General features: G+C 35.8%; 21 protein-coding genes and 1 riboswitch. Of the genes, 15 read left to right on the top strand and 6 right to left on the bottom strand.

Annotated elements, in window-relative coordinates; translation table 11 throughout:
* Positions 1-32: 32 nt before the first annotated feature.
* Positions 33-1,076 (bottom strand): rod shape-determining protein, encoded by a 1,044-nt coding sequence (locus AC5LXI_RS05810; protein WP_493443931.1) that lies wholly within the window; start codon positions 1,074-1,076, stop codon positions 33-35.
* A gap of 380 nt (positions 1,077-1,456) precedes the next feature.
* Here AC5LXI_RS05810 and accB point away from each other — a divergent pair, with 380 nt between their 5' ends.
* The 3 genes from accB to AC5LXI_RS05795 all read left to right on the top strand — a co-directional run bounded on the left by accB (position 1,457) and on the right by AC5LXI_RS05795 (position 4,003).
* Entirely contained in the window at positions 1,457-1,912 is a 456-nt protein-coding gene (accB, locus tag AC5LXI_RS05805; RefSeq protein WP_493443930.1) for an acetyl-CoA carboxylase biotin carboxyl carrier protein, read from the top strand.
* Positions 1,913-1,952: 40 nt separating this feature from the next.
* Positions 1,953-3,299, top strand: a complete 1,347-nt coding sequence (gene accC / locus AC5LXI_RS05800) for an acetyl-CoA carboxylase biotin carboxylase subunit (RefSeq protein ID WP_493443929.1) — start codon at positions 1,953-1,955, stop codon at positions 3,297-3,299.
* 65 nt (positions 3,300-3,364) lie between these two features.
* Positions 3,365-4,003 (top strand): bifunctional 4-hydroxy-2-oxoglutarate aldolase/2-dehydro-3-deoxy-phosphogluconate aldolase, encoded by a 639-nt coding sequence (locus AC5LXI_RS05795; RefSeq protein WP_493443928.1) that lies wholly within the window; start codon positions 3,365-3,367, stop codon positions 4,001-4,003.
* Positions 4,004-4,049: 46 nt separating this feature from the next.
* On the opposite strand, the gene AC5LXI_RS05790 is transcribed toward AC5LXI_RS05795, so the two are convergent.
* Together AC5LXI_RS05790 and AC5LXI_RS05785 are read right to left on the bottom strand one after the other, a co-directional pair.
* Positions 4,050-4,820 carry an ABC transporter permease gene (locus tag AC5LXI_RS05790; RefSeq protein ID WP_493443927.1) on the bottom strand — a complete coding sequence of 257 codons (771 nt, stop codon included), beginning with the start codon at positions 4,818-4,820 and terminating at the stop codon, positions 4,050-4,052.
* Positions 4,813-5,751: an ABC transporter ATP-binding protein gene (locus tag AC5LXI_RS05785; protein WP_493443926.1), complete on the bottom strand. Its 939-nt coding sequence runs from the start codon at positions 5,749-5,751 to the stop codon at positions 4,813-4,815. Before AC5LXI_RS05785 ends, AC5LXI_RS05790 begins: the two co-directional genes overlap by 8 nt.
* 136 nt (positions 5,752-5,887) lie before the next feature.
* Between AC5LXI_RS05785 and mog the strand changes: the two genes are divergently transcribed.
* The 5 genes from mog (at position 5,888) to cysS (ending at position 10,986) form a co-directional block, all read left to right on the top strand.
* Positions 5,888-6,466 carry a molybdopterin adenylyltransferase gene (mog, locus tag AC5LXI_RS05780; RefSeq protein WP_493443925.1) on the top strand — a complete coding sequence of 193 codons (579 nt, stop codon included), beginning with the start codon at positions 5,888-5,890 and terminating at the stop codon, positions 6,464-6,466.
* Between the two features lie 193 nt (positions 6,467-6,659).
* Positions 6,660-7,118: a transcriptional regulator ArgR gene (gene argR / locus AC5LXI_RS05775; protein WP_493443924.1), complete on the top strand. Its 459-nt coding sequence runs from the start codon at positions 6,660-6,662 to the stop codon at positions 7,116-7,118.
* A 102-nt stretch (positions 7,119-7,220) separates the two neighbouring features.
* Positions 7,221-7,395, top strand: a riboswitch (Lysine riboswitch).
* A 72-nt stretch (positions 7,396-7,467) separates the two neighbouring features.
* A complete protein-coding gene (lysC, locus tag AC5LXI_RS05770) occupies positions 7,468-8,829 on the top strand; it encodes a lysine-sensitive aspartokinase 3 (protein ID WP_493443923.1) in 1,362 nt (453 codons plus the stop codon).
* A gap of 299 nt (positions 8,830-9,128) precedes the next feature.
* A complete protein-coding gene (locus AC5LXI_RS05765; protein ID WP_493443922.1) occupies positions 9,129-9,371 on the top strand; it encodes a GlsB/YeaQ/YmgE family stress response membrane protein in 243 nt (80 codons plus the stop codon).
* A 223-nt stretch (positions 9,372-9,594) separates the two neighbouring features.
* Entirely contained in the window at positions 9,595-10,986 is a 1,392-nt protein-coding gene (gene cysS, locus AC5LXI_RS05760; protein ID WP_493443921.1) for a cysteine--tRNA ligase, read from the top strand.
* Between the two features lie 50 nt (positions 10,987-11,036).
* On the opposite strand, the gene trmJ is transcribed toward cysS, so the two are convergent.
* Complete coding sequence (trmJ, locus tag AC5LXI_RS05755; RefSeq protein ID WP_493443920.1) at positions 11,037-11,771, bottom strand: tRNA (cytosine(32)/uridine(32)-2'-O)-methyltransferase TrmJ; 735 nt, start codon at positions 11,769-11,771, stop codon at positions 11,037-11,039.
* A gap of 251 nt (positions 11,772-12,022) precedes the next feature.
* Between trmJ and raiA the strand changes: the two genes are divergently transcribed.
* The 5 genes from raiA (at position 12,023) to AC5LXI_RS05730 (ending at position 17,081) form a co-directional block, all read left to right on the top strand.
* Positions 12,023-12,355 (top strand): ribosome-associated translation inhibitor RaiA, encoded by a 333-nt coding sequence (gene raiA, locus AC5LXI_RS05750; RefSeq protein ID WP_493443919.1) that lies wholly within the window; start codon positions 12,023-12,025, stop codon positions 12,353-12,355.
* A gap of 90 nt (positions 12,356-12,445) precedes the next feature.
* Entirely contained in the window at positions 12,446-13,597 is a 1,152-nt protein-coding gene (pheA, locus tag AC5LXI_RS05745; protein ID WP_493443918.1) for a bifunctional chorismate mutase/prephenate dehydratase, read from the top strand.
* Positions 13,597-14,637 (top strand): A/G-specific adenine glycosylase, encoded by a 1,041-nt coding sequence (gene mutY, locus AC5LXI_RS05740; RefSeq protein ID WP_493443917.1) that lies wholly within the window; start codon positions 13,597-13,599, stop codon positions 14,635-14,637. The genes pheA and mutY overlap by 1 nt, the downstream gene beginning before the upstream one ends.
* A 74-nt stretch (positions 14,638-14,711) precedes the next feature.
* Complete coding sequence (locus AC5LXI_RS05735) at positions 14,712-15,905, top strand: MFS transporter (protein WP_493443916.1); 1,194 nt, start codon at positions 14,712-14,714, stop codon at positions 15,903-15,905.
* A 135-nt stretch (positions 15,906-16,040) separates the two neighbouring features.
* On the top strand, positions 16,041-17,081 hold the full coding sequence (locus tag AC5LXI_RS05730) for an NADH:flavin oxidoreductase/NADH oxidase (RefSeq protein ID WP_493443915.1): 1,041 nt from the start codon (positions 16,041-16,043) through the stop codon (positions 17,079-17,081).
* 53 nt (positions 17,082-17,134) lie between these two features.
* Here the strand turns inward: AC5LXI_RS05730 and AC5LXI_RS05725 are convergent, their stop codons facing one another.
* Together AC5LXI_RS05725 and tatA are read right to left on the bottom strand one after the other, a co-directional pair.
* Entirely contained in the window at positions 17,135-18,319 is a 1,185-nt protein-coding gene (locus AC5LXI_RS05725; protein ID WP_493443914.1) for an FAD-dependent monooxygenase, read from the bottom strand.
* Between the two features lie 14 nt (positions 18,320-18,333).
* Positions 18,334-18,504, bottom strand: a complete 171-nt coding sequence (tatA, locus tag AC5LXI_RS05720; protein ID WP_375334964.1) for a Sec-independent protein translocase subunit TatA — start codon at positions 18,502-18,504, stop codon at positions 18,334-18,336.
* Between the two features lie 650 nt (positions 18,505-19,154).
* On the opposite strand from tatA, the gene AC5LXI_RS05715 reads away from it, so the two are divergent.
* Both AC5LXI_RS05715 and AC5LXI_RS05710 read left to right on the top strand, forming a co-directional pair.
* Entirely contained in the window at positions 19,155-19,850 is a 696-nt protein-coding gene (locus AC5LXI_RS05715) for a LexA family transcriptional regulator (RefSeq protein WP_493443913.1), read from the top strand.
* A 234-nt stretch (positions 19,851-20,084) separates the two neighbouring features.
* Positions 20,085-21,920 (top strand): ABC transporter ATP-binding protein, encoded by a 1,836-nt coding sequence (locus tag AC5LXI_RS05710; protein ID WP_493443912.1) that lies wholly within the window; start codon positions 20,085-20,087, stop codon positions 21,918-21,920.
* Positions 21,921-21,966: the final 46 nt, after the last annotated feature.

Here is a 21,966-nt window from a genome sequence, read left to right as displayed (position 1 = left end):
ATTAGTAATATTGTACATAAATATTGCGCATGTTACTCTTCACTAAAGAGATCACCACCATGCATATCTACCATATCAAGTGCTTTACCACCACCACGAGCTACACAAGTAAGCGGGTCTTCAGCAACAACGACATGAATACCTGTCTCAGCAGCTATTAGTTTATCAATATTACGCAATAACGCACCACCACCAGTTAATACCATACCATGTTCCGAAATATCAGAAGCAAGTTCTGGAGGGCATTGCTCAAGAGCAACTTTAACTGCACTAACAATACCACTTAATGGCTCTTGTAATGCTTCTAAGATTTCATTTGAATTTAATGTAAAGCTACGCGGTACACCTTCAGCTAAATTACGACCACGCACTTCAATTTCAAGAACTTCATCACCAGGATAAGCACTACCAATAAAGTGTTTAATTTTTTCCGAGGTTGCTTCACCAATTAATGCGCCGTAATTTCGACGAACATAATTGATAATTGCTTCATCAAAACGGTCTCCACCAATGCGTGCAGAAGCAGAATATACCACACCATTTAACGAAATAACGGCAACTTCTGTCGTACCACCACCAATATCAACAACCATTGAGCCGGTTGGCGCAGAAACAGGTAAATCAGCACCAATTGCCGCCGCCATCGGTTCTTCAATTAAATAAACTTCACGGGCACCGGCACCTAATGCTGACTCACGAATAGCTCGACGTTCAACTTGCGTTGCGCCAACTGGAACACAAACCAATACACGTGGACTTGGTCTTAAAAAACTATGGCTATGAACTTGTCGAATAAAATACTGTAACATTTTTTCAGTAACGGAAAAGTCTGCAATCACACCATCTTTCATCGGTCTAATCGCTGCAATATTACCAGGTGTACGTCCTAGCATCTGTTTCGCAGCATGGCCAACTGCAGCAACACTTTTAGGTGTTCCTGAGCGATCTTGACGAATGGCAACAACTGAAGGTTCGTTAAGCACAATGCCTTGCCCTTTAACATAAATAAGCGTGTTGGCTGTACCTAAATCAATCGATAAATCATTTGAAAACAAGCCGCGAACTTTTTTGAACATAATAAAAACTCTTCCTAGGATTAATCTTGTTTAAATATATTTGAATATTTAGAAGCGAACTTAGGCATCTACAAAATATATATTTTAATTTTATCCGACAAATAATAGATTATTTCGCGGATAAAAACCACAGCTAGCCTCAATAATAATTAAGGCTTATTATTGTATCGCAATTTAAAAATAATACCTAGAAAATAGTATAGCATGTGTTTGGAAAGGAGATATATAATGACAAATTAAGAATTACAGTGTATCCTTCCGCGTTAATGTTGAGTTACTATATTTTTAGTATCGAATATTTAGTATCGAATTAAAAGCTTGCTTTTAAGATATTAAAGGTACATTAAAACAATTTATATCAAATAAACACGGTGTAATTCATGGATATACGCAAAATTAAAAAGTTAATTGAATTAGTTGAAGAATCAGGTATTTCTGAACTTGAAATTTCTGAAGGTGAAGAATCGGTTCGAATTAGTCGGTCGACACCTGCCTATTCAGCTCCTGTGCAAAATATTCAAATCCCTCAACCAACTTCTACGCCTACTCCAGTAGTTGTTACTCCTACAGTTGAAGCAGAAGTCATCTCAGACACCAATAGTGGTACAACAATAAAATCTCCAATGGTTGGTACATTTTATCGCACACCAAGCCCTGAATCAAAAGCGTTTGTTGAAGTCGGTCAGTCTGTAAATGTTGGTGATGTGCTTTGCATTGTTGAAGCGATGAAAATGATGAACCAAATTGAATCAGAAAAAGCAGGGACTATTAAAGCTATTTTAGTTGAAAATGGTCAACCAGTTGAATTCGATCAACCGCTATTCATTATTGAATAATCAGAATTATTTGTTAACTTAAACGATTAAGAGATTGAATATGCTTGATAAAATTCTTATTGCTAACCGCGGAGAAATCGCTCTTCGCATCTTGCGAGCATGTAAAGAACTTGGAATTAAAACTGTCGCTGTTCACTCTTCGGCAGATAAAGATCTCAAACATGTTTTACTTGCAGATGAAACCGTTTGTATAGGTCCAGCAGCTTCTGCCAAAAGTTATCTTAATATCCCTGCATTAATCTCTGCCGCCGAAGTAACCGGCGCTGCAGCTATTCATCCTGGATATGGATTTTTATCAGAAAATGCAGATTTTGCTGAACAAGTTGAACGTTCAGGCTTTATATTTATCGGTCCAAAACCAGATACTATTCGCTTAATGGGTGACAAAGTGTCAGCCATTGAAGCGATGAAAAAAGCAGGTGTGCCTTGTGTTCCAGGTTCGGATGGTCCACTTGGCAGCGACATGGACACCAATAAGCAAATTGCGAAAAAAATTGGTTATCCAGTTATCATTAAAGCGTCTGGCGGCGGCGGTGGTCGCGGAATGCGTATTGTTCGAGAAGAAAAAGACCTTGAGCAATCAATCAAAATGACTAAGCTTGAAGCAAAAACCGCGTTTAATAATGACATGGTTTACATGGAAAAATTTCTTGAAAATCCACGTCATATCGAAATTCAGGTTTTATCTGATGGGCAAGGTCACGCCGTTTATTTGGGTGAACGTGATTGTTCAATGCAAAGACGTCACCAAAAAGTACTTGAAGAAGCGCCAGCTGTCGGTATTACACCAAAAATGCGTAAATTCATCGGCGAACGTTGTGTTAATGCATGTATCGAAATCGGATATCGTGGTGCAGGTACTTTTGAATTTTTATTTGAAAATGGCGAATTCTATTTCATCGAAATGAATACTCGTATTCAAGTAGAACACCCTGTTACTGAAATGGTTACCGGTGTTGATCTTATTCGTGAACAAATTCTGATTGCAGCAGGACAACCTTTATCAATTAATCAAAATGATATTAAGATTAAAGGTCATGCAATTGAATGCCGAATTAATGCCGAAGATCCAAAAACCTTTATGCCTTCTCCGGGCAAAATAACTCGCTTCCATGCTCCGGGAGGATTTGGTATTCGTTGGGAATCACATATATATGCTGGCTACACTGTACCACCATATTATGATTCAATGATAGGTAAATTAATCGCCTATGGTGAAACTCGTGAAGTCGCCATTGCTCGCATGAAGAATGCGTTGGCAGAACTGGTAATTGATGGAATAAAAACCAACATCGAACTTCATTTAGAAATCTTGAATGATAAAGGCTTCATAAAAGGTGGCACCAATATTCACTATTTAGAGAAGAAATTAGGTATTTATGAGTAAAAAAAGCCCTCAATAATTTGAGGGCTTATTGCTCTATAGTAGTAAATAAAGTATAGGTAAGACATATGAAAAATTGGAAAAAAAGCGCTGAAGAAATTTTAACATTAGGTCCAGTAGTACCAGTTATTGTTATTGAGCGTTTAGAAGATGCGGTCCCTTTGGCTAAAGCACTAATTGCTGGCGGTGTAAAAGTGCTTGAAGTGACTTTAAGAACAGCTTGTGCACTTGACGCAATTAAGAAAATTATTAAAGAAGTTCCTGAAGCTGTGGTCGGTGCAGGCACTGTAACTACCGTTGAACAACTTAAACAAGTAACTGAAGCTGGTGTAGAATTTATCATCACTCCAGGTATTACCGATTCTATTTTGAAAGCAGCAGTTGAAGGTCCTGTACCAGTTATTCCGGGTATTGCAACTATTTCAGAATTATTAACTGCACAAGAATATGGCTTAACTGCATTAAAATTCTTCCCGGCTGAAATTAATGGTGGTGTTGCTGCGTTAAAAGCGTTTGCTGGTCCTTGTGGTTATATGAAATTCTGCCCAACTGGTGGGGTAAATCCGAAAAACTATCGTGACTATTTAGCGCTTGATAATGTACTTTGCGTAGGTGGAACTTGGTTTATCCCTACTGATGCAATTGCTAAAGGTGATTTTGCTAAAATCACTGAAATGGCAAAAGAAGCCGTTGCTGGTGCAAAATAAGTCTTACGTTACCGCCGACATTTGTCGGCGGTTTAGTTTTATTTGTTTAACTTCTAAGCCCTCTTCCACTTTCAATTACTCTCCATGCCATAAAATATAAGATGCTGACAAATAGTAACAGCATTGAAAAAGTAATCACTAAAGAGACATCACTGATTCCTAAAAATCCATAACGAAATCCATTAATCATGTAAACAATTGGATTAAGTTTAGAAACCCATTGCCAAAAAGTAGGTAACATAGTGATTGAATAAAAAACACCACCTAAATAAGTTAATGGTGTTAATACAAAGGTGGGAATAATACTTATATCATCAAATGATTTTGCAAAAACTGCATTTAATAAGCCTGCTAATGAAAACAAAATAGATGTTAGTAATAAGGTAAAAATGACAAAAGGCCATGAATGAACTTGGTATCTTACAAAAAATAACGATACAACGGTCACCAACACACCTGTTAATAAACCGCGCATGACTCCTCCTCCAACATATCCCCAAATAATAATATGAGTCGGAACCGGAGCAACAAGTATTTCTTCAATATTACGTTGAAATTTAGCGCTGAAAAATGAAGAACAGACATTAGTATATGAATTGGTAATGACCGACATCATAATTAAACCTGGTACAATAAATGCCATATAACTAAAGCCCTCCATATCACCAACTCGAGAGCCGATTAAATTACCAAAAATAATAAAATATAGTGACATCGTAATGACCGGAGGAATCAATGTTTGGATCCAAATTCTTAGAAAGCGAGTAACTTCCTTACGCCAAATACTTTTTAAGGCAATCCAATATAAATTATTCATCAATAGCTCCTTTGGTATCATTGCGCAACAAATCTACAAATAATTCTTCTAATCGATTAGCTTTATTACGAACACTAATTACTTTTATGTTTTGTTGATTAAGTTGTTCAAATAACTGATTTAAACCATGTTGTTTATCAACACTGACTTCTAACATGCCCGATTCGACATCGGTATAATGATAACCTTGAAGAGAAATTGGGGTTGCTGTTGGGACATAATCAATAATGATTGTTTCGGATTGACTTTTTGCTAGCAGATCACGCATTGATGAGTTAGCGATTAATTCTCCATGCTGGATGATACCGATGTGACGGCAGAGCATTTCAGCTTCTTCCAAATAATGCGTCGTTAATATAATGGTAATGCCTTGTTTATTAATTTCTCGTAAAAAATCCCACATGGAACGACGTAACTCTATATCAACCCCTGCTGTAGGTTCATCCAGAATTAATAATTTTGGTTCATGAACAAGTGCTCGCGCTATCATTAACCGTCTTTTCATTCCGCCTGATAACATATTAGCTCGACTATGCCTTTTATCCCACAAATCTAAAATACGCAGGTACTTTTCAGCTCGTTGCAAGGCCAATTTGCGTGGTAATCCATAGTAACCACCTTGATTAGTAACGATTTGAATTACTTCTTCAAATTGATTAAAGTTAAACTCTTGAGGGACAAGCCCTAATTGTCTTTTCGCATTAACCGTATCAGTGTCTAAATCATATCCAAAGATTTTAACTTGACCTGAGGTTTTAGTAACTAAAGAGCTAATAATACCAATGGTGGTTGATTTACCTGCTCCATTAGGTCCAAGCAAAGCATAAAAATCCCCTGCTTGTACGGTTAAGTTAATTCCTTTTAATGCTTCTACACCATTTTTATATTTTTTCTTGAGCGCTATAAGTTCTAGTGCGGGCGTTGATGACATAAATGAATCCTAATTCCATAATTTACTATTTATATAATATGATATCATGTTTAGCCTGTCGGATATATGATTTCACTATTTACCCAATTATTAACACTATGAATTTTAGATGAATATAAATTAAGGAATAAATGTTATGATCAAAATTGGATTAGTTTCAGTGTCAGATAGAGCATCACAAGGCGTTTATCAAGATGAAGGTATTCCAGCTTTATTGTCATGGTTACAAACCGCATTGAAGACAGCATTTACTACTGAACAACGTATCATCCCAGATGAACAACCGATCATTGAAAAAACGCTATGCCAATTGGTTGATGATTTGCAATGTAATCTAATTTTAACTACAGGCGGAACGGGTCCTGCAATAAGAGATGTAACACCGGATGCAACTTTAGCTATTGCAGATCGACTAATGCCTGGTTTTGGCGAACAAATGCGGCAAATTAGTTTACATTTTGTTCCTACTGCAATTTTGTCCAGACAAGTAGGAGTTATTCGTAAGCAGTGTTTAATTTTGAATTTACCCGGTCGACCAAAATCAATTAAAGAAACCCTTGAAGGAATTAAGGATAGCGAAGGTAATACACTTATTACTGGCATATTTGCAAGCATTCCATATTGTATTGATTTGTTAGAAGGCCCCTATGTCGAAACACATGATCACATCGTCAAAGCTTTTCGTCCTAAAAATACCAGCAAATCTAATCTTTAATTTTATGCAAATTTCATGCATAATTATGTAGATTGTATTCACTATTTAAATGGTAAGATTGATAGGCGAACCACTCTAATTACCAATAATTGCAAGATTGCTAACTGAAATCATGCAATTTTAGTTAACCCATTAATATGACTGATTCATTCAATCGGCTTCATTAGTCATAAATTAAATTTAAAGGAACAGTATGAAACAAAATGATCTCACTAAAACTTTTAAAGAAATGCTTTTACAAGAAAAGTTTAGTTCTCAGATAGGTATCGTACAGGCCTTACAAGAACTGGGATTTGATAATATCAATCAATCTAAAGTTTCCAGAATGCTAACCAAATTTGGCGCAGTAAGAACTCGCAACGCAAAATCTGAAATGGTTTATTGTTTACCTGCTGAAATGAGCGTTCCCACAACGAGTAGCCCATTAAAAAATTTGGTATTAGATATTGATTACAATAATTCAATGGTCGTTATTCGCACCAGCCCCGGAGCGGCTCAACTTATTGCGAGATTATTAGATTCAATCGGTAAGTCAGAAGGGATTTTAGGTTCGATTGCTGGCGATGATACGATTTTTAGCACACCAACTAAAGATTGTTCGGTTAAAAAACTATATCAAACTATTATAGAATTATTCGAACGAAGCTTATAAAAAAGAGTTTATTTAAAACCAAACCAATAATTTTTTAATAATTAACCTATTGACACACTTAGCAAAATCGTTAATCCTATATGACACTGATTTTGTTATTACAAAAAAAGAAGAGGCGCATTACTCAGGTAGATCATTTTAGGCGCTGGAGCCGTAAAAAGATGATTAAGGGGGTGTAATGCCGAGGTTCGATTGTTATTCCAGAAAGCAATTGAATCGGCTGCAAGGGCTGAATCCCTTGGGTTGTCACCCTAACAGGTGGAGCGCTTCACGGTATGTATTTTTAGCTGTATTAGGACATGCCCGCTCTATCTCTGTTAAAAATAAAAATTTTTAATATGAGGAATCCATGGAAACATCATTTATAATTGCTAAATTTGGCGGTACTAGCGTTGCTGATTATCCCGCAATGGTTAACAGTGCCAATATTGTTATAGCTAATCCTAACGTTAAAGTCGTTGTATTATCTGCTTCTGCTGGTATAACAAATTTACTGGTAGCCTTAGCCGAAGGCCGTGATGCCAATGTTAGAGCTAAACATATCGCTAAAATTCAATCCATTCAATACAGCATTTTAGAAAATCTACCTGAAAATCCAACATTACGCGCTGAAATTGAACAAATAATTGCCAATATTGCTTCATTGTCGGAAGCAGCAAGCTTAGCTACATCTCCTGCTCTGACCGATGAATTAGTCAGTCATGGCGAAATCATGTCATCAAAACTATTTGTCGAAATATTAAAAGAAAAACAAAAAAATGCCATTTGGTTTGATGTACGAAAAGTAATGCGAACCGATGATAAATTTGGTAAAGCAGTTCCCAAAATTGACGAAATTAAGCAACTTTGTTGTGCACATTTAAAATCATTAAATCCAAAAACTATTGTCGTTACTCAAGGATTTATTGGCAGTGAAAGTTCAGGCAAAACCACAACTTTAGGTCGCGGTGGTAGTGATTATACCGCAGCCTTACTTGGTGAAGCATTAAACGCCACACAAATCGACATCTGGACCGATGTTGCCGGTATTTATACTACCGACCCACGCATCACTTCTGGTGCGAAACGTATTGACGAAATATCTTTTGCTGAAGCAGCAGAAATGGCTACCTTTGGAGCTAAAGTTCTACATCCTGCAACACTTGTTCCAGCTGTGCGTAGCAATATTCCAGTATTTGTCGGTTCAAGTAAAGCACCACAAGAAGGTGGAACCATTGTTTATAATGCACATAGCATTAAATCTGCATTACCTTCTTTTAGAGCGTTAGCTCTTCGTCGTAAACAGACATTATTAACCTTAACTAGTTTAAATATGCTACATGCACAAGGTTTTTTGGCTAACGTATTTACTATATTGGCTAAACACAATATTTCTGTTGATTTAGTTACTACATCAGAAGTGAGTATTGCTTTAACCATTGATACCACTGGCACAAGTACTAATGGTAATAGCTTACTAACTAAAGCGTTATTCGACGAATTATCAACGGTTTGTCATGTTGAAGTTGAAGAAGATTTAGCATTGATTGCCATAATCGGTAACAATCTAACCACAACAAAAGGCATCGCTAAAGAAGTGTTTGGCGCATTAGATGACTTTATTATTCGACTTTGTTGTTACGGTGCCAGCACCCACAATCTTTGTCTGCTAGCAAGAAGTAACGACGCTGAAGATGTGATAAAAATTTTACATAAAACGATTTTCGAATAGTTAGATATTAGGGGCGATTGCATTATCGCCCTGTTAATTTATCATCAACATCTACAATTAAACAAAATCCCTAGAATATTTGAAAAAATAATTGTAAACTACGCTTAGTATTTGTATGAAGTTGTAAATCATACATCTATCGCTTCACACAGTTCATAACAACAATCATTTTCTTCATATTTAGATAACAATTTTTTTAAAGTTGTAAATTTTACGTTTTATTAATATCTATTCAACATTGTTATTTTAAGCTATACAAGTAAAGTAACTTTTAACTTAATTATACGAAGGAAATTATTATGGGTATTTTAAGCTGGATTATTCTAGGATTAATTGCTGGATGGATCGCCAAGTTTTTTATGCCATTAGGACGAGTTGGAGTGATCAAAACAATCCTACTTGGTGTAGCTGGCGCATTAGTTGGTGGTTATATCAGTACTTTCTTCGGTTGGGGTAGTGTGACAGGTTTTAACTTTCCAAGTTTGTTTATTTCTGTGCTTGGTTCTATTTTACTTATTTACCTTTACCGACTAATCAAATAAATTCATTTCGTAATAAAATGACGAGTTTATAACTCGTCATTTTTTTGTATCAAATTTCACCTTTTCATATTGATAGTTAATTATATTTAATTCACCATTCATCTAAATCAAATTGCCATTTGCACTGTTTTTAATCTTGAAGATTAGAATAAGTCATTCCGCCATACTCAGATTTTTGTTATATTAAGCGCTAATTGCAATCTGACATGAGCAACTAATAATAATGCTAAAAATATTTAATACACTAACTCGAGAAAAAGAAATATTTCAACCAATTACACCCAATAAAGTTGGACTATATGTTTGTGGTGTTACTATTTATGATCTTTGCCACATTGGTCATGGACGTACTTTTGTTGCATTTGATGTCGTTACGCGTTATTTACGTTTTTTAGGTTACAATCTTACTTATGTTCGTAACATCACCGATGTCGATGACAAGATCATTAAACGTGCACTTGAAAATGGTGAAACTTGTGATGAATTAACTGATCGCATGTTAAAAGAGATGTATGCCGATTTTGATGCACTTAATATCAAACGCCCTGATGTTGAACCACGTGCCACACATCATATGTCACAAATTATCGGGTTAGTAGAAGAATTGATAAAAAAAGAGCATGCTTATATTGCTGATAATGGTGATGTAATGTTTTCGGTAGATAGTGATCCTAATTACGGTATTTTATCTCGCCAAAATTTAGAACAGCTGCAAGCGGGTGCTCGAGTTGATATCGTTGATGTAAAACGTAATCCAATGGATTTTGTGCTTTGGAAAATGTCAAAACCGAATGAACCAAGTTGGGATTCACCATGGGGTAAAGGCCGACCTGGTTGGCATATTGAATGCTCTGCAATGAATAGCCATCAATTAGGTAATCATTTTGATATTCACGGTGGTGGCTCTGACTTAATGTTCCCCCATCATGAAAATGAAATTGCCCAATCAACTTGCGCGCATGATGGTCAATATGTAAATTATTGGATGCATTCAGGCATGGTGATGATTGATCAAGAAAAAATGTCCAAATCACTAAATAATTTTTTCACTATTCGTGACGTATTAAAACATTATGATGCCGAAACCGTGCGCTACTTTTTATTGTCAGGTCATTATCGTAGTCAACTTAACTATAGTGAAGAGAACCTCAAACAAGCTCGTACCGCGTTAGAAAGACTTTATACCGCTTTGAGAGATACCGATGCTAACTATCCACATAACACGCCAGATAGTGATTATCATCGACAATTTTGTCAGGCGATGGATGATGATTTCAATACACCAGAAGCCTATTCAACCTTATTTGACTTGGCTAGAGAGATCAATAAAGCTAAAGCAGAAAATGATATGCCATTAGCTAATGAACTTGCGGCTGAGTTACGATATTTGTCTTCCGTGCTTGGCTTACTTGAACAAGATCCCGTTAAATTCTTACAAGGTAACAATCAAGATGATGAGGATACCCTGCTGATTGAAGCGTTGATTAAACAACGCAATGATGCACGCGCAAGTAAAAATTGGGCTTTAGCTGATGAAGCTCGAGATAAACTCAACCAAATGAATATTATCTTAGAAGATAGTGCTAACGGCACAACTTGGCGTAAAAAGAGTTAATTCAAGAAGTATCAATCCCCTAGATTAGCAATAAGCTAGGGGGATAACTTTTACTGCCTTTTGTCGACTGACGTTAAAATTCCCCGTAAAATATTGAGTTCTTGTTGCTCAATACGAGCCCGAGTAAATAATCTTCGTAATCGCCCCATAATTTGCCCTGGATGGTTAGGGTTAATAAAACCCGTCTGTAATAACGTTTGCTCTAAATGTTGATAAAAACGCTCAATATCTTCATCTTTAGGATACTCAATTACATCTTGATGATCTAGCTTTAATGATGAGTTTTGGGTTGACAACATAGACATGCGAATTTCGTAACTAAGAACCTGAACTGACATCGCTAAATTTAAAGAACTATAGTCAGGATTAGCTGGAATACCAACATGGAAGTGGCATTTTTGTAACTCATCGTTAGTTAATCCGACTCGTTCACGACCAAAAACCAAAGCAACTTGAGCATGGCAAGCAGCTTCAGCAATAATTTTATCACCGCACTCTTTCGGCGTTAAATTGGGCCATTGTAAACTACGAGGACGCGCACTGGTACCTATAACCAAAGAACAATCAGCAACCGCCTCTTCCAGAGAAGAAAAAATTTGTGCTTGTTTAATAATATCACTCGCGCCAGCTGCCAGTGAAATCGATTGGGAATCTGGTTTTATTACTGGATTGACTAAGCAGAGATTGGTTAATCCCATGGTTTTCATTGCCCGAGCTGCCGACCCCATATTACCAGTATGAGAAGTTTCGACTAAAACAATCTTAACATTATCTAAATAACTCACATCTTCCTCATTAAATAACTAAACTTATACTTTAAACCAACTTCAATAAACCACAGTATATAATAAAAAATAGTTTAAAAGCAGCTTTGTACCACCTAATAACTAATAGTGATAAATTATTTTAGATAAAAGTCACAAAAAGTTTAATCAAAATGAAATAACCTATTGACGAAAAGCAAAAAATTTGTCAATGTAATCAATAAAGTAATTGTATTAGCTCAATTTGTAAGTAAACATAGTGGAGGTCAATTATGACTTTAAGTATTACCAGTAAACAAATGGATATTACCCCTGCAATTCGTAGCTATCTTGAAGATAAGTTTTCGAAATTAGATAAATGGAGAGCGCTACTAATCAACCCTCACTTTATTTTATCTAAAGAGCCAGATGGATTTATTATTGATGCAACCATTGCAACCAAAGGCTCACCACTCGTTGCTTCCGCTAAACACAGTGACATGTATGCTGCAATTAATGATTTAGTTGGTAAACTCGAAAAACAACTTAATAAACTTCAACATAAAGGCGAATCACGCCGTGCATTTGACAGTATAAAAAGTGCAGTCATTGAAGAAGAATATTAATTGATAATTTCATAAAAGGGCACTTTGATAGTGCCTTTATTTTTTTGCTTGCTATAATATGGCCCATCTTTTTTTAATCTAGTAATAAGTATGACAACCAATCCATTATTGCCTTTACGTGACAAAATTAACCAGCTCGATCATAAATTGATTGAAATCATCGCGGAAAGACGCCAAATTTCAACCGAAGTTATTCAAGCTAAAATAAATGCAAACATCCCTTTGCGCGATTTAGCGCGTGAACGCGCTTTGATAAAGGCATTAATCGAGCAAGGTAAACAATATCATCTTGATGACCTATTAATTAGACGCTTATATCAAATTATTATTGAAGATTCAGTCCTACTACAACAGAAGTTTTTACAAGAAAAACTTAATCAAGGAGCTATCGCTTCAGCTAAAATAGCTTTTCTAGGACCAAAAGGATCGTATTCACATTCAGCGGCTCGTCGTTACGCTAGTACTCATTTTGACCAGCTGACAGAATCTAGTTGTAATACCTTTAAAGATGTTTTTGAAAAAGTTGAATCGCAAGTTGTTGATTATGGGATGTTACCGATAGAGAACTCTAGTTCAGGATCTATCAATGAAGTATATGATTTATTACAAAAAACCAATTTACATATTATTGGCGAGCTATCCTTACCGATTGATCACTGCGTTTTAGCTATTGCTAACGCTAAACTTGAGCAAATAGATACTATTTATAGTCACCCACAACCATTCCAACAATGTAGTAATTTCTTAGAAAATTATCCTCATTGGAAAATCGTTTACTGTGATAGCACTTCATCAGCCATGGAAACTGTTGCCAAATTAAATCAACCTAATATTGCCGCTATGGGAAATAAAGATGGCGGTGAATTATATGGTTTACAAGTTCTTGAGCACAATTTTGCTAATCAAAAAGAGAATATCACCCGCTTTATTGTGTTAGCGCGTGAACCTATTGAAGTGTCTGATCAAATTCGAGCTAAAACCACAATATTAATGAAAACTGGCCAGCAAGCTGGTGCTTTGGTTGATGCGTTATCGGTCTTACGTAATCACAATATTGTCATGACCAAACTTGAATCACGGCCTATCCATGGCACACCTTGGGAAGAGATGTTTTATATTGATTTACAAGGCAATATTCACGATTACGAAATGCAAATCGCACTTAAAGAATTAGCTACAATCACTTTATACACTAAAGTGCTTGGCTGTTATCCAAGTGATTCAATTACAGCTATTATGTAATGGCTAGCATTCGTTTTTCAAATGCCGTACTAAACTGGTATGAACAGTACGGCAGAAAATCCCTACCATGGCAAATTGAAAAAAGCTCTTACCATGTTTGGTTATCAGAAGTCATGTTACAGCAAACACAGGTCACGACTGTTATTCCATACTTTAAGCGCTTTATTAAGCAGTTTCCGAAAATTACCGATTTAGCTAAAGCGCCAATTGATGATATTTTGCATCTTTGGACAGGGCTTGGTTATTATGCGCGAGCTCGCAATCTACATAAAGCTGCACAAGTTATCGCCGATAAATTCAATGGTAACTTCCCCACCAAATTTGATGATGTTATTGCCTTACCGGGAGTTGGCCGTTCAACTGCTGGGGCCATTTTATCTCTGTCGCAAAATCAACATTATCCAATATTAGATGGTAATGTAAAGCGGGTGTTAACCCGCTCTTTTGCTATCGAAGGATGGCCGGGCAATAAAAATGTTGAGAACCAACTTTGGCAATTAAGTGAGCAAGTTACACCTAAACATGAGATTGCAAAATTTAATCAAGCCATGATGGATATTGGCGCGATGGTTTGTACTCGCTCTAAGCCTAAATGTAGTCTATGTCCTTTGCATCAATTATGTGTAGCATATAAAACTGACAGTTGGCAACAATATCCAACGAAAAAACCGAAAAAAACGATTCCTGAAAAAACCGCTTATTTTCTAATGCTTGAACAGGATAATATGATTTGGCTTGAAAAAAGGCCCCCAGTTGGTATTTGGGGTGGATTATACTGCTTACCGCAATTTACCAGCGAGCACGCCTTAACAGATTGGCTAGATAACCATGGTATTAAAACCAGTAAACTCAGACAATTAGTTGCATTTCGACATACCTTTAGCCATTTTCATTTAGATATTGTGCCCATTTACTGTAAGATAACAAATAACACAAAGTGCTTGGATGAGTCAAACGGTTATTGGTATAAGCTCAATTCAGAGAATGCGAAAATCGGCTTAGCCACGCCTGTATATAATTTATTAAATCAATTACGTTAATCATGACAATTTATCAGTATCTAATAACCGTTTGATATATAATTACCCATCATTTATTAGCTAACTTGTTTATTATGAATAGCAAACAGGCACAAGGTTTATCGGCATGGTTAGTATTCCTAATGGCATTTGCAATTGGGGTAACCGTTGCAAGTAATTATTATGCTCAACCACTATTGCACTCAATAACTGATGATTTACACATTGCGGTTAAACATGCTGGTTTTATCATCATGGCTGCGCAATTTAGTTACGCTGTAGGTTTATTATTTATCACTCCACTGGGGGATAAAATCGAAAGGAAACGATTAATACTAACCTTGATGATATTATCAACTTGTGGTCTGATTATTAGCGCAATATCACAAAGTTTGTGGATGCTGATGCTAGGTACGGCTATGACAGGTCTATTTTCAACTGTTGCCCAAGTACTCATTCCATTTGCGGCAACACTATCAAATCCCGAGCATCGAGGCAAAATTGTCGGCACGTTAATGAGTGGAATGTTGCTTGGAATTTTATTAGGACGAGCGTTTGCTGGTTTTGTTTCGTCTATGACTGATTGGCACTATGTGTATTGGATTGCCTCGACGATTATGACCATTGTCACTTTGTTGCTTTGGTTATCACTACCTACTTATAAAAACACAATTAATATCAATTATTTCCAACTTTTATTATCGATTGGTTCGTTATATAAACAAGAAGCTGTTCTACGTATTCGATCATTGTTGGCAATTATCTCCTTTGCGCTATTTTCGTTGCTATGGACACCACTTGCTTTTTTATTAAGCAATACGCCTTATCATTATTCCGATTTTATAATCGGATTATTCGGCTTGGCTGGCGCAGCTGGTGCACTAGGTTCACCTATAGTTGGCAGATTATCAGACCAAGGAAAAGGCTATTTAGCAACCACCATTGGCTTAATCTTACTCCTAGCCTCTTGGCTACCGCTTTCACTTGCCGAGTATTCACTTTTAGCCTTAATTTTAGGGGTGATTTTATTAGATTTTGCGGTGCAAGTTACCCATGTATCAAATATGAATGCCATTTATCAAATTCGCCCAGAAGCACGTAGTCGTATAAATACTGGTTATATGGTAAGTTATTTTATTGGTGGCATGTTGGGATCTATCGCTTCGACTTATTTATATAGCAACTACGGTTGGATCGCGATAATTATTTCTGGAACAGTCTTAGGATTATTAGGTTTGTTATGCTGGTTACATTATCTAAAATCAGCTCACCACACTAAAACAGCTTAATTACCAAAAAAGTTGAGGAACGGGGTTTTTTAACGGTTATCCATTTAATTTTCCGATTTTAAACACCATATATCATTTATCAGTTAATATTTGCACCATCAATATTTGCACTATCATTGAAAACAGGAGTCACTCATGGCAAAAATATCCTATCTTAATACGCCATTTAAAGTAAAAAATCTATCACTCAAAAACCGCATTGTGATGCCGCCTATGTGTCAATATCAAGCAAAAGACGGTTTGGCTAATGATTGGCATTTTGTTCATTATGTTTCACGCGCGGTTGGTGGGGTAGGCTTGATTATTTTAGAAATGACCAATGTTGCACCAAATGGGCGAATATCACCAAATTGTTTGGGATTATGGAATGATGAACAACGCGATAAGCTAAAACGTATTGTCGATGCGGTTCACGAACAAAATGGTAAAATCGCAATTCAAATTGCCCATGCAGGTCGAAAAGCGTTAGGTGAACCTGATGTCGTTTCCTGTTCCGCTATTCGTTATGATGGCAACGTCGAAGCTAATCCAAAATGGCAATACCAAATGCCAAGAGAATTAACCAAAGATGAAATTATCGATATCATCGAAAAATTCAGACAATCAACCAAACGTGCCGTGGAAGCCGGTTTTGATGCCATTGAATTACATGGTGCTCATGGTTATTTGATTCACCAATTCTGTTCACCAAAAACGAATTTAAGAACCGATGAATATGGTCAAGATAAATTATTATTCGCTGAACAAGTTATTAAAGCTGCAAAATCAGTTATGCCAAATGATATGCCACTGATTGTTCGTTTTTCCGCCCAAGAATATGGCGCTAATGGTTATGATGTTAATTATGGCTGCCAAATTGCCAAACGTTTTGCGCAAGCTGGTGCCGATATTTTAGATGTCAGTGGCGGTGGTGATGGTTTGTTAGATCCAAACCATTCGCCACAATTCCATGCTGGGTACCAAGTTTATTTAGCACGAGCAATTAGACAAGTTACTAATTTGCCGATCATCGCCGTTGGTATGCTAGAAGATCCTTATGTTGCTGATTATGTACTAAGCACAGGTGATGCCGATTTAGTCGCGATTGGTCGTGGTTTATTGGAAGATCCTTATTGGCCATTACGAATCCCATCATCTCCATATATACCTACATCTTATCAAGTCGCGTTTAAATAAGTTGATGATTAAATAATTAACCTGTAGCGAAAGCTACAGGATTAATCCACAAATTAAATCTGCATGGCGTATTTGATTAAGTGTTTCTTTAATGGTGAAAAGTTATTAATAGTATTCATGCCAACCGTTCTTACCATCTTTTTAAGGGCGTTATCACCATTAAACATATCTTGAATAGTCCGCATTGCAGTCAACATGACTAAAGCATCTTTACGACGAGTAAATTGAAATGATTTCAAATTTTCAACCAAACCGATATCTTTCTGTTTATCAAAAACATTTTTAATTGTTGCTACCAACAATGCAGAATCTTGAAAACCTAAATTAACACCTTGTCCAGCTAATGGATGAATAGTATGAGCAGCATCACCAATTAGTGCTAATCGATGTTTGATAAATTGTTTGGCAAACCGCGCTTTTAATGGAAACACCATTCTTGGATTAACTAATTTACATTGCCCCACCTTATCACCCGTTAATTTAAACAATTCTTGGCAAAATTCAGATTCAGTCAACGAGGTTAAAATTGCAGCTTGTTCTGGTTTAGTCGACCAGACCAAACAACTTTTATTGGTTTGCCAAAGTGGTAAAAACGCAACAATGCCGTTGGGGTAAAAAATCTGTCTGGCACAGGCCCCATGAGGATATTGTGTTTCAACTGTAGTAATCACCGCATGATGAAGGTAATTACGTTCAAGCAGAGAAATTTTTTCATGCCTACGCAGCCAAGAGTGGGCACCATCAGCTCCAATGATCAGTTTGACTTGTAACCGAGTATTATCCGCTAAAGTTAAAAAGGCATCATCTTGATTACAATTATTATCTATAGCGGCTAAGTTGAAAATAGTGATATTAGGATTTGTTTGGGCATGTTGATAAAGATAGTAAGAGATGAGATTATTTTCGATAATATAACCAAGATTTGGATAACCATAATCTTTAGCATGTGCGGTAAGATGAGCTAAACCGTTTTTTTCCCAAACATCGATCTCACTAAATGCGCGAACGCGTTTGCTGGCGTACAAATCGTTCCAAATACCAATTTGAGAAAAATATTGCTGACTTGCACTATTAATCGCAGAAGCTCTTATTGCTATTTTGTCAAAAGCAAAATTTTGGTAATCATTAACCTTAGTATCTACAATTGCTACTGTTAAATTGTATTGGCTAAGTGCACATGCGGTTGCTAGACCAACTAATCCGCCCCCAACAATAGCGACATCAAATTGCGTTTTCATATTAATAAATAGGATTATTGCTTATCAAGCTTATTATCATTTTCAACTTCATCATCATTCATCGCTTTTTTAAAACCTTTAAGCGCTGAACCAAGATCGGAACCTAGATTACGTAATTTTTTTGTTCCGAAAATGAGAACCACTACGGCAAGAAAAACTAAAAGATGTGGAATGCTAAATGACATAATTAAAACCTCATTTAATGATGTAACGCTATTTGAACAAGTTAATTGAACAGATAGATTATTAAATAATGGGATTGATTATACCCTTTTTATGGTGGGATTTCATGACAAGTTAATTTTAGATAAAAAAAGACCCGCATAAAATATACGGGCCAACATGAAATATAAGGAATATAAGGAAAGAAAACAATGAAAAATCCTTACGCTGCTTATTATCCACTTTTTTTCGTTTTAGTCAACGTTTTTATTTGTATTTTAGTAAATATAGAAAAATCTCCTTAAAACACCCATTAAATAATATAAATCAATATATTAAATATAATATATGTGCACAAAATGGAATAATTGATATTTAATTAATATCAAACTAACATTAAAAAAAATTTATAATTTATAAATTTACTCGCAATTTTCGCAGAAAAAAACAGAAAACAAAACAGAAAAAACAGCAATTATTTTTATTAACAACCCTCATTTGTTTTTGTTTTTACACGAAAACAGAATATTTTTTCTTGTAATAAAACGATTTTTAGCAAAAAATCATATTAAAAGTTAATAAAATTAGGAATATTCATTTAAACTCATATATAAAACTCATAAAAAATACACTATAATTATCAAACGGATGAAAAAATAAAAACGAGACATAAATGAATATGATTAAAAATAAAAATGTCAAAACTTTTAAAGATAGGCTACATACGTCAATGCAAGGCTTATCGGTTTCAGCCTTTGCAAAAAAATGTGATATGTCTGAAACGGTAATTCGAGATTATTTATCGGGAAAAACCTATCCTTCACTAACACGATTAGAAGTGATTGCCGAAAAATGCAATGTGTCATTTAATTGGCTAGCAACTGGTTATAAATTAGAAGTGTTAGATCCTAAAGACGATGATAATAATGAAGTTTATAATGAAAATATCTATCGTATTCCGGTTTATAAAAAACAATTACCAACTAAGGAAGAAGCACAAAATCAACGTTATGTACGTGAAACACCACCAGTCATGAATTACCCTATTGTTGAAGGTTGGGCTTCTCATCGTGGTCTAGATATCAAAAAACTCATTATTTATTGGGCGAAAGGTGATTTAATGGCACCGGATATCGAAAATAATAATGGATTAATTATTAACACTGATACAAAAGAAATAATTGATGGTGCAATTTACCTATTAGAATACGAAAATTCTACGCTATTAAGAAAAATACGCCTATCACTGGGGAATTGGATTTTGATCTGTAATAATGAGCAATACCCAACAATTGAAGTCCCTAAAACCCATTTTGAAAAATATAATGTTGTTGGGCGAGTAGTACAAATTATTAAAGACGTTTTTTAATACAATTATTAGTAATTGAATACTATTGAATATATAATTTGTCTTGAGGAAAGCTCAAAAACCCCTTTCCTCAACTTTTTTAACTTTTCACAATGTTGATTTAATAGGTATTGAAGTGATGTCTTTTTTAATTTAAAAATATCATATTTTGCTTATAGCACTCAGCGTTTATAACACTCACTTTTTTATATCTTTGATAAATCAATGAGTAACCTTATAACTAATAGGTTTATTATGTATCGATTTTTTGAAAAATTGGTATCACCTTATCCAAAAGATGAACCACAACCAATGGCCAAAGGCTTTTTTAGCTTTATTTGGCAATCTACGAAAGGCACACGCTCTTTCTTACTATTATTAATCATACTAAGCTCATTAGCTGGTGCTTTTGAAGCCTTTTTATATGCAGCACTGGGTAAAGTTGTTGATTGGCTGGCGGCTGTTTCACCAAGTCAATTTTGGCAACAGGAAAAATCAACCTTAATCGCATTTACGGTTATTATATTAGCTAGTACGATTATTATTGCGCTTCAAACCATCATTAAACATCAATGTTTGGCTGGAAACTTCCCAATGCGACTGCGTTGGAATCTGCATCGATTAGTGCTAAATCAGAGCATGCGCTTTTTTCAAGATGAGTTCGCCGGCAGAATATCGGCAAAAGTCATGCAAACTGCACTTGCTATCAGAGATACCTGCTTTTTAGTTGCTGATATTTTTATCTATGTTTTGATTTCGTTTATCACTATGGCTACGATCATTGGTCAGTTAGATCTTCGGCTTTTAGTTCCGTTTATGATCTGGTGTTTTGTTTATGGTATTGCAATGTATTACTTTATTCCACGATTAAGTAAAGTGGCAAGTATGCAAGCTGATGCGCGTTCAACCATGACAGGCCGAGTAACTGATGCTTACACAAATATCATGACAGTTAAACTGTTTTCTCATGCGGGTAATGAAGCAAAATATGCACAAGAATCGATGGATGAATTTTTGGTTACCGTTAATAAGCAAATGCGTTTAGTCAGTAGTTTTGAAATTGTTAATCACTTACTGTCTATTTTTCTGGTACTTGGAACAACAGGTTTATCGTTATGGTTATGGACTAATAATTTAATTGGTGTTGGAGCTATTGCCACCACAACCGCTGTTGCGCTTAGATTAAATGGTTTTTCACACTGGATTATGTGGGAAATGGCAGCGCTATTTGAAAATATTGGTGTGGTTAAAGATGGTATTAACACCTTCTGTGTCGCTAAAACCGTGGTTGATAAACCTGATGCACCAGCACTTAAAGTGACCGACGGCAAAATCGAGTTTAAACAGATAAATTTCAGTTATGATGCGCAATTAAAAAATGCCATTATTGATAACTTAAATTTGACCATTAAACCGGGTGAAAAGATTGGTTTAGTCGGCAGATCTGGCGCAGGAAAATCAACTTTAATCAATCTATTATTACGTTTTTATGATTTACAAAATGGACAGATTATTATTGATGGTCAAGATATTACCAAAGTCAATCAAGAGAGCTTACGTGCTCAAATTGGTATGGTAACCCAAGATACCTCATTATTACACCGTTCAGTAAAAGATAACCTTTTATACGGTAACAATCATGCCACTGAACAAGAGATGATAATCGCCGCTAAAAAAGCCCATGCCGATAATTTTATTGAAACCCTAGTCGATGCAAATGGAAGAACTGGCTATGATGCTTTTGTTGGTGAGCGTGGGGTAAAATTATCAGGTGGACAACGTCAACGTATTGCCATTGCTCGGGTCATTCTAAAAAATGCCCCAATTCTGTTATTAGATGAAGCGACGAGCGCGCTTGATTCTGAAATAGAGCAGGCCATCCAAGAAAGCTTGTATACCTTAATGGAAGGTAAAACCGTTATTGCTATCGCCCATCGATTATCGACGATTGCAGCAATGGATAGATTAATTGTGTTAGACCAAGGAAAAATTATTGAACAAGGAACTCACCAAGAGTTGCTTAGTAAAGATGGGCTTTATGCTCAACTTTGGAAGCATCAAAGTGGTGGTTTTTTAGCTGAAAATTTCTAACGTAAAATTAAGGGCGATGATAATAAATAACATCGCCCTAAAATCT

The sequence above is a fragment of the Gilliamella sp. LMG 34361 genome, assembly GCF_984569075.1.
This window is presented reverse-complemented; position numbering and strand designations above follow the sequence as displayed.

Excerpts from the sequence above, each read along its gene's own strand:
- AC5LXI_RS05810 (WP_493443931.1), bottom strand. The coding sequence starts at position 1,076 with ATGTTCAAAAAAGTTCGCGGCTTGTTTTCAAATGATTTATCGATTGAT.
- accB (WP_493443930.1), top strand. The coding sequence starts at position 1,457 with ATGGATATACGCAAAATTAAAAAGTTAATTGAATTAGTTGAAGAATCA.
- accC (WP_493443929.1), top strand. The coding sequence starts at position 1,953 with ATGCTTGATAAAATTCTTATTGCTAACCGCGGAGAAATCGCTCTTCGC.
- AC5LXI_RS05795 (WP_493443928.1), top strand. The coding sequence starts at position 3,365 with ATGAAAAATTGGAAAAAAAGCGCTGAAGAAATTTTAACATTAGGTCCA.
- AC5LXI_RS05790 (WP_493443927.1), bottom strand. The coding sequence starts at position 4,820 with ATGAATAATTTATATTGGATTGCCTTAAAAAGTATTTGGCGTAAGGAA.
- AC5LXI_RS05785 (WP_493443926.1), bottom strand. The coding sequence starts at position 5,751 with ATGTCATCAACGCCCGCACTAGAACTTATAGCGCTCAAGAAAAAATAT.
- mog (WP_493443925.1), top strand. The coding sequence starts at position 5,888 with ATGATCAAAATTGGATTAGTTTCAGTGTCAGATAGAGCATCACAAGGC.
- argR (WP_493443924.1), top strand. The coding sequence starts at position 6,660 with ATGAAACAAAATGATCTCACTAAAACTTTTAAAGAAATGCTTTTACAA.
- lysC (WP_493443923.1), top strand. The coding sequence starts at position 7,468 with ATGGAAACATCATTTATAATTGCTAAATTTGGCGGTACTAGCGTTGCT.
- AC5LXI_RS05765 (WP_493443922.1), top strand. The coding sequence starts at position 9,129 with ATGGGTATTTTAAGCTGGATTATTCTAGGATTAATTGCTGGATGGATC.
- cysS (WP_493443921.1), top strand. The coding sequence starts at position 9,595 with ATGCTAAAAATATTTAATACACTAACTCGAGAAAAAGAAATATTTCAA.
- raiA (WP_493443919.1), top strand. The coding sequence starts at position 12,023 with ATGACTTTAAGTATTACCAGTAAACAAATGGATATTACCCCTGCAATT.
- pheA (WP_493443918.1), top strand. The coding sequence starts at position 12,446 with ATGACAACCAATCCATTATTGCCTTTACGTGACAAAATTAACCAGCTC.
- mutY (WP_493443917.1), top strand. The coding sequence starts at position 13,597 with ATGGCTAGCATTCGTTTTTCAAATGCCGTACTAAACTGGTATGAACAG.
- AC5LXI_RS05735 (WP_493443916.1), top strand. The coding sequence starts at position 14,712 with ATGAATAGCAAACAGGCACAAGGTTTATCGGCATGGTTAGTATTCCTA.
- AC5LXI_RS05730 (WP_493443915.1), top strand. The coding sequence starts at position 16,041 with ATGGCAAAAATATCCTATCTTAATACGCCATTTAAAGTAAAAAATCTA.
- AC5LXI_RS05725 (WP_493443914.1), bottom strand. The coding sequence starts at position 18,319 with ATGAAAACGCAATTTGATGTCGCTATTGTTGGGGGCGGATTAGTTGGT.
- tatA (WP_375334964.1), bottom strand. The coding sequence starts at position 18,504 with ATGTCATTTAGCATTCCACATCTTTTAGTTTTTCTTGCCGTAGTGGTT.
- AC5LXI_RS05715 (WP_493443913.1), top strand. The coding sequence starts at position 19,155 with ATGAATATGATTAAAAATAAAAATGTCAAAACTTTTAAAGATAGGCTA.
- AC5LXI_RS05710 (WP_493443912.1), top strand. The coding sequence starts at position 20,085 with ATGTATCGATTTTTTGAAAAATTGGTATCACCTTATCCAAAAGATGAA.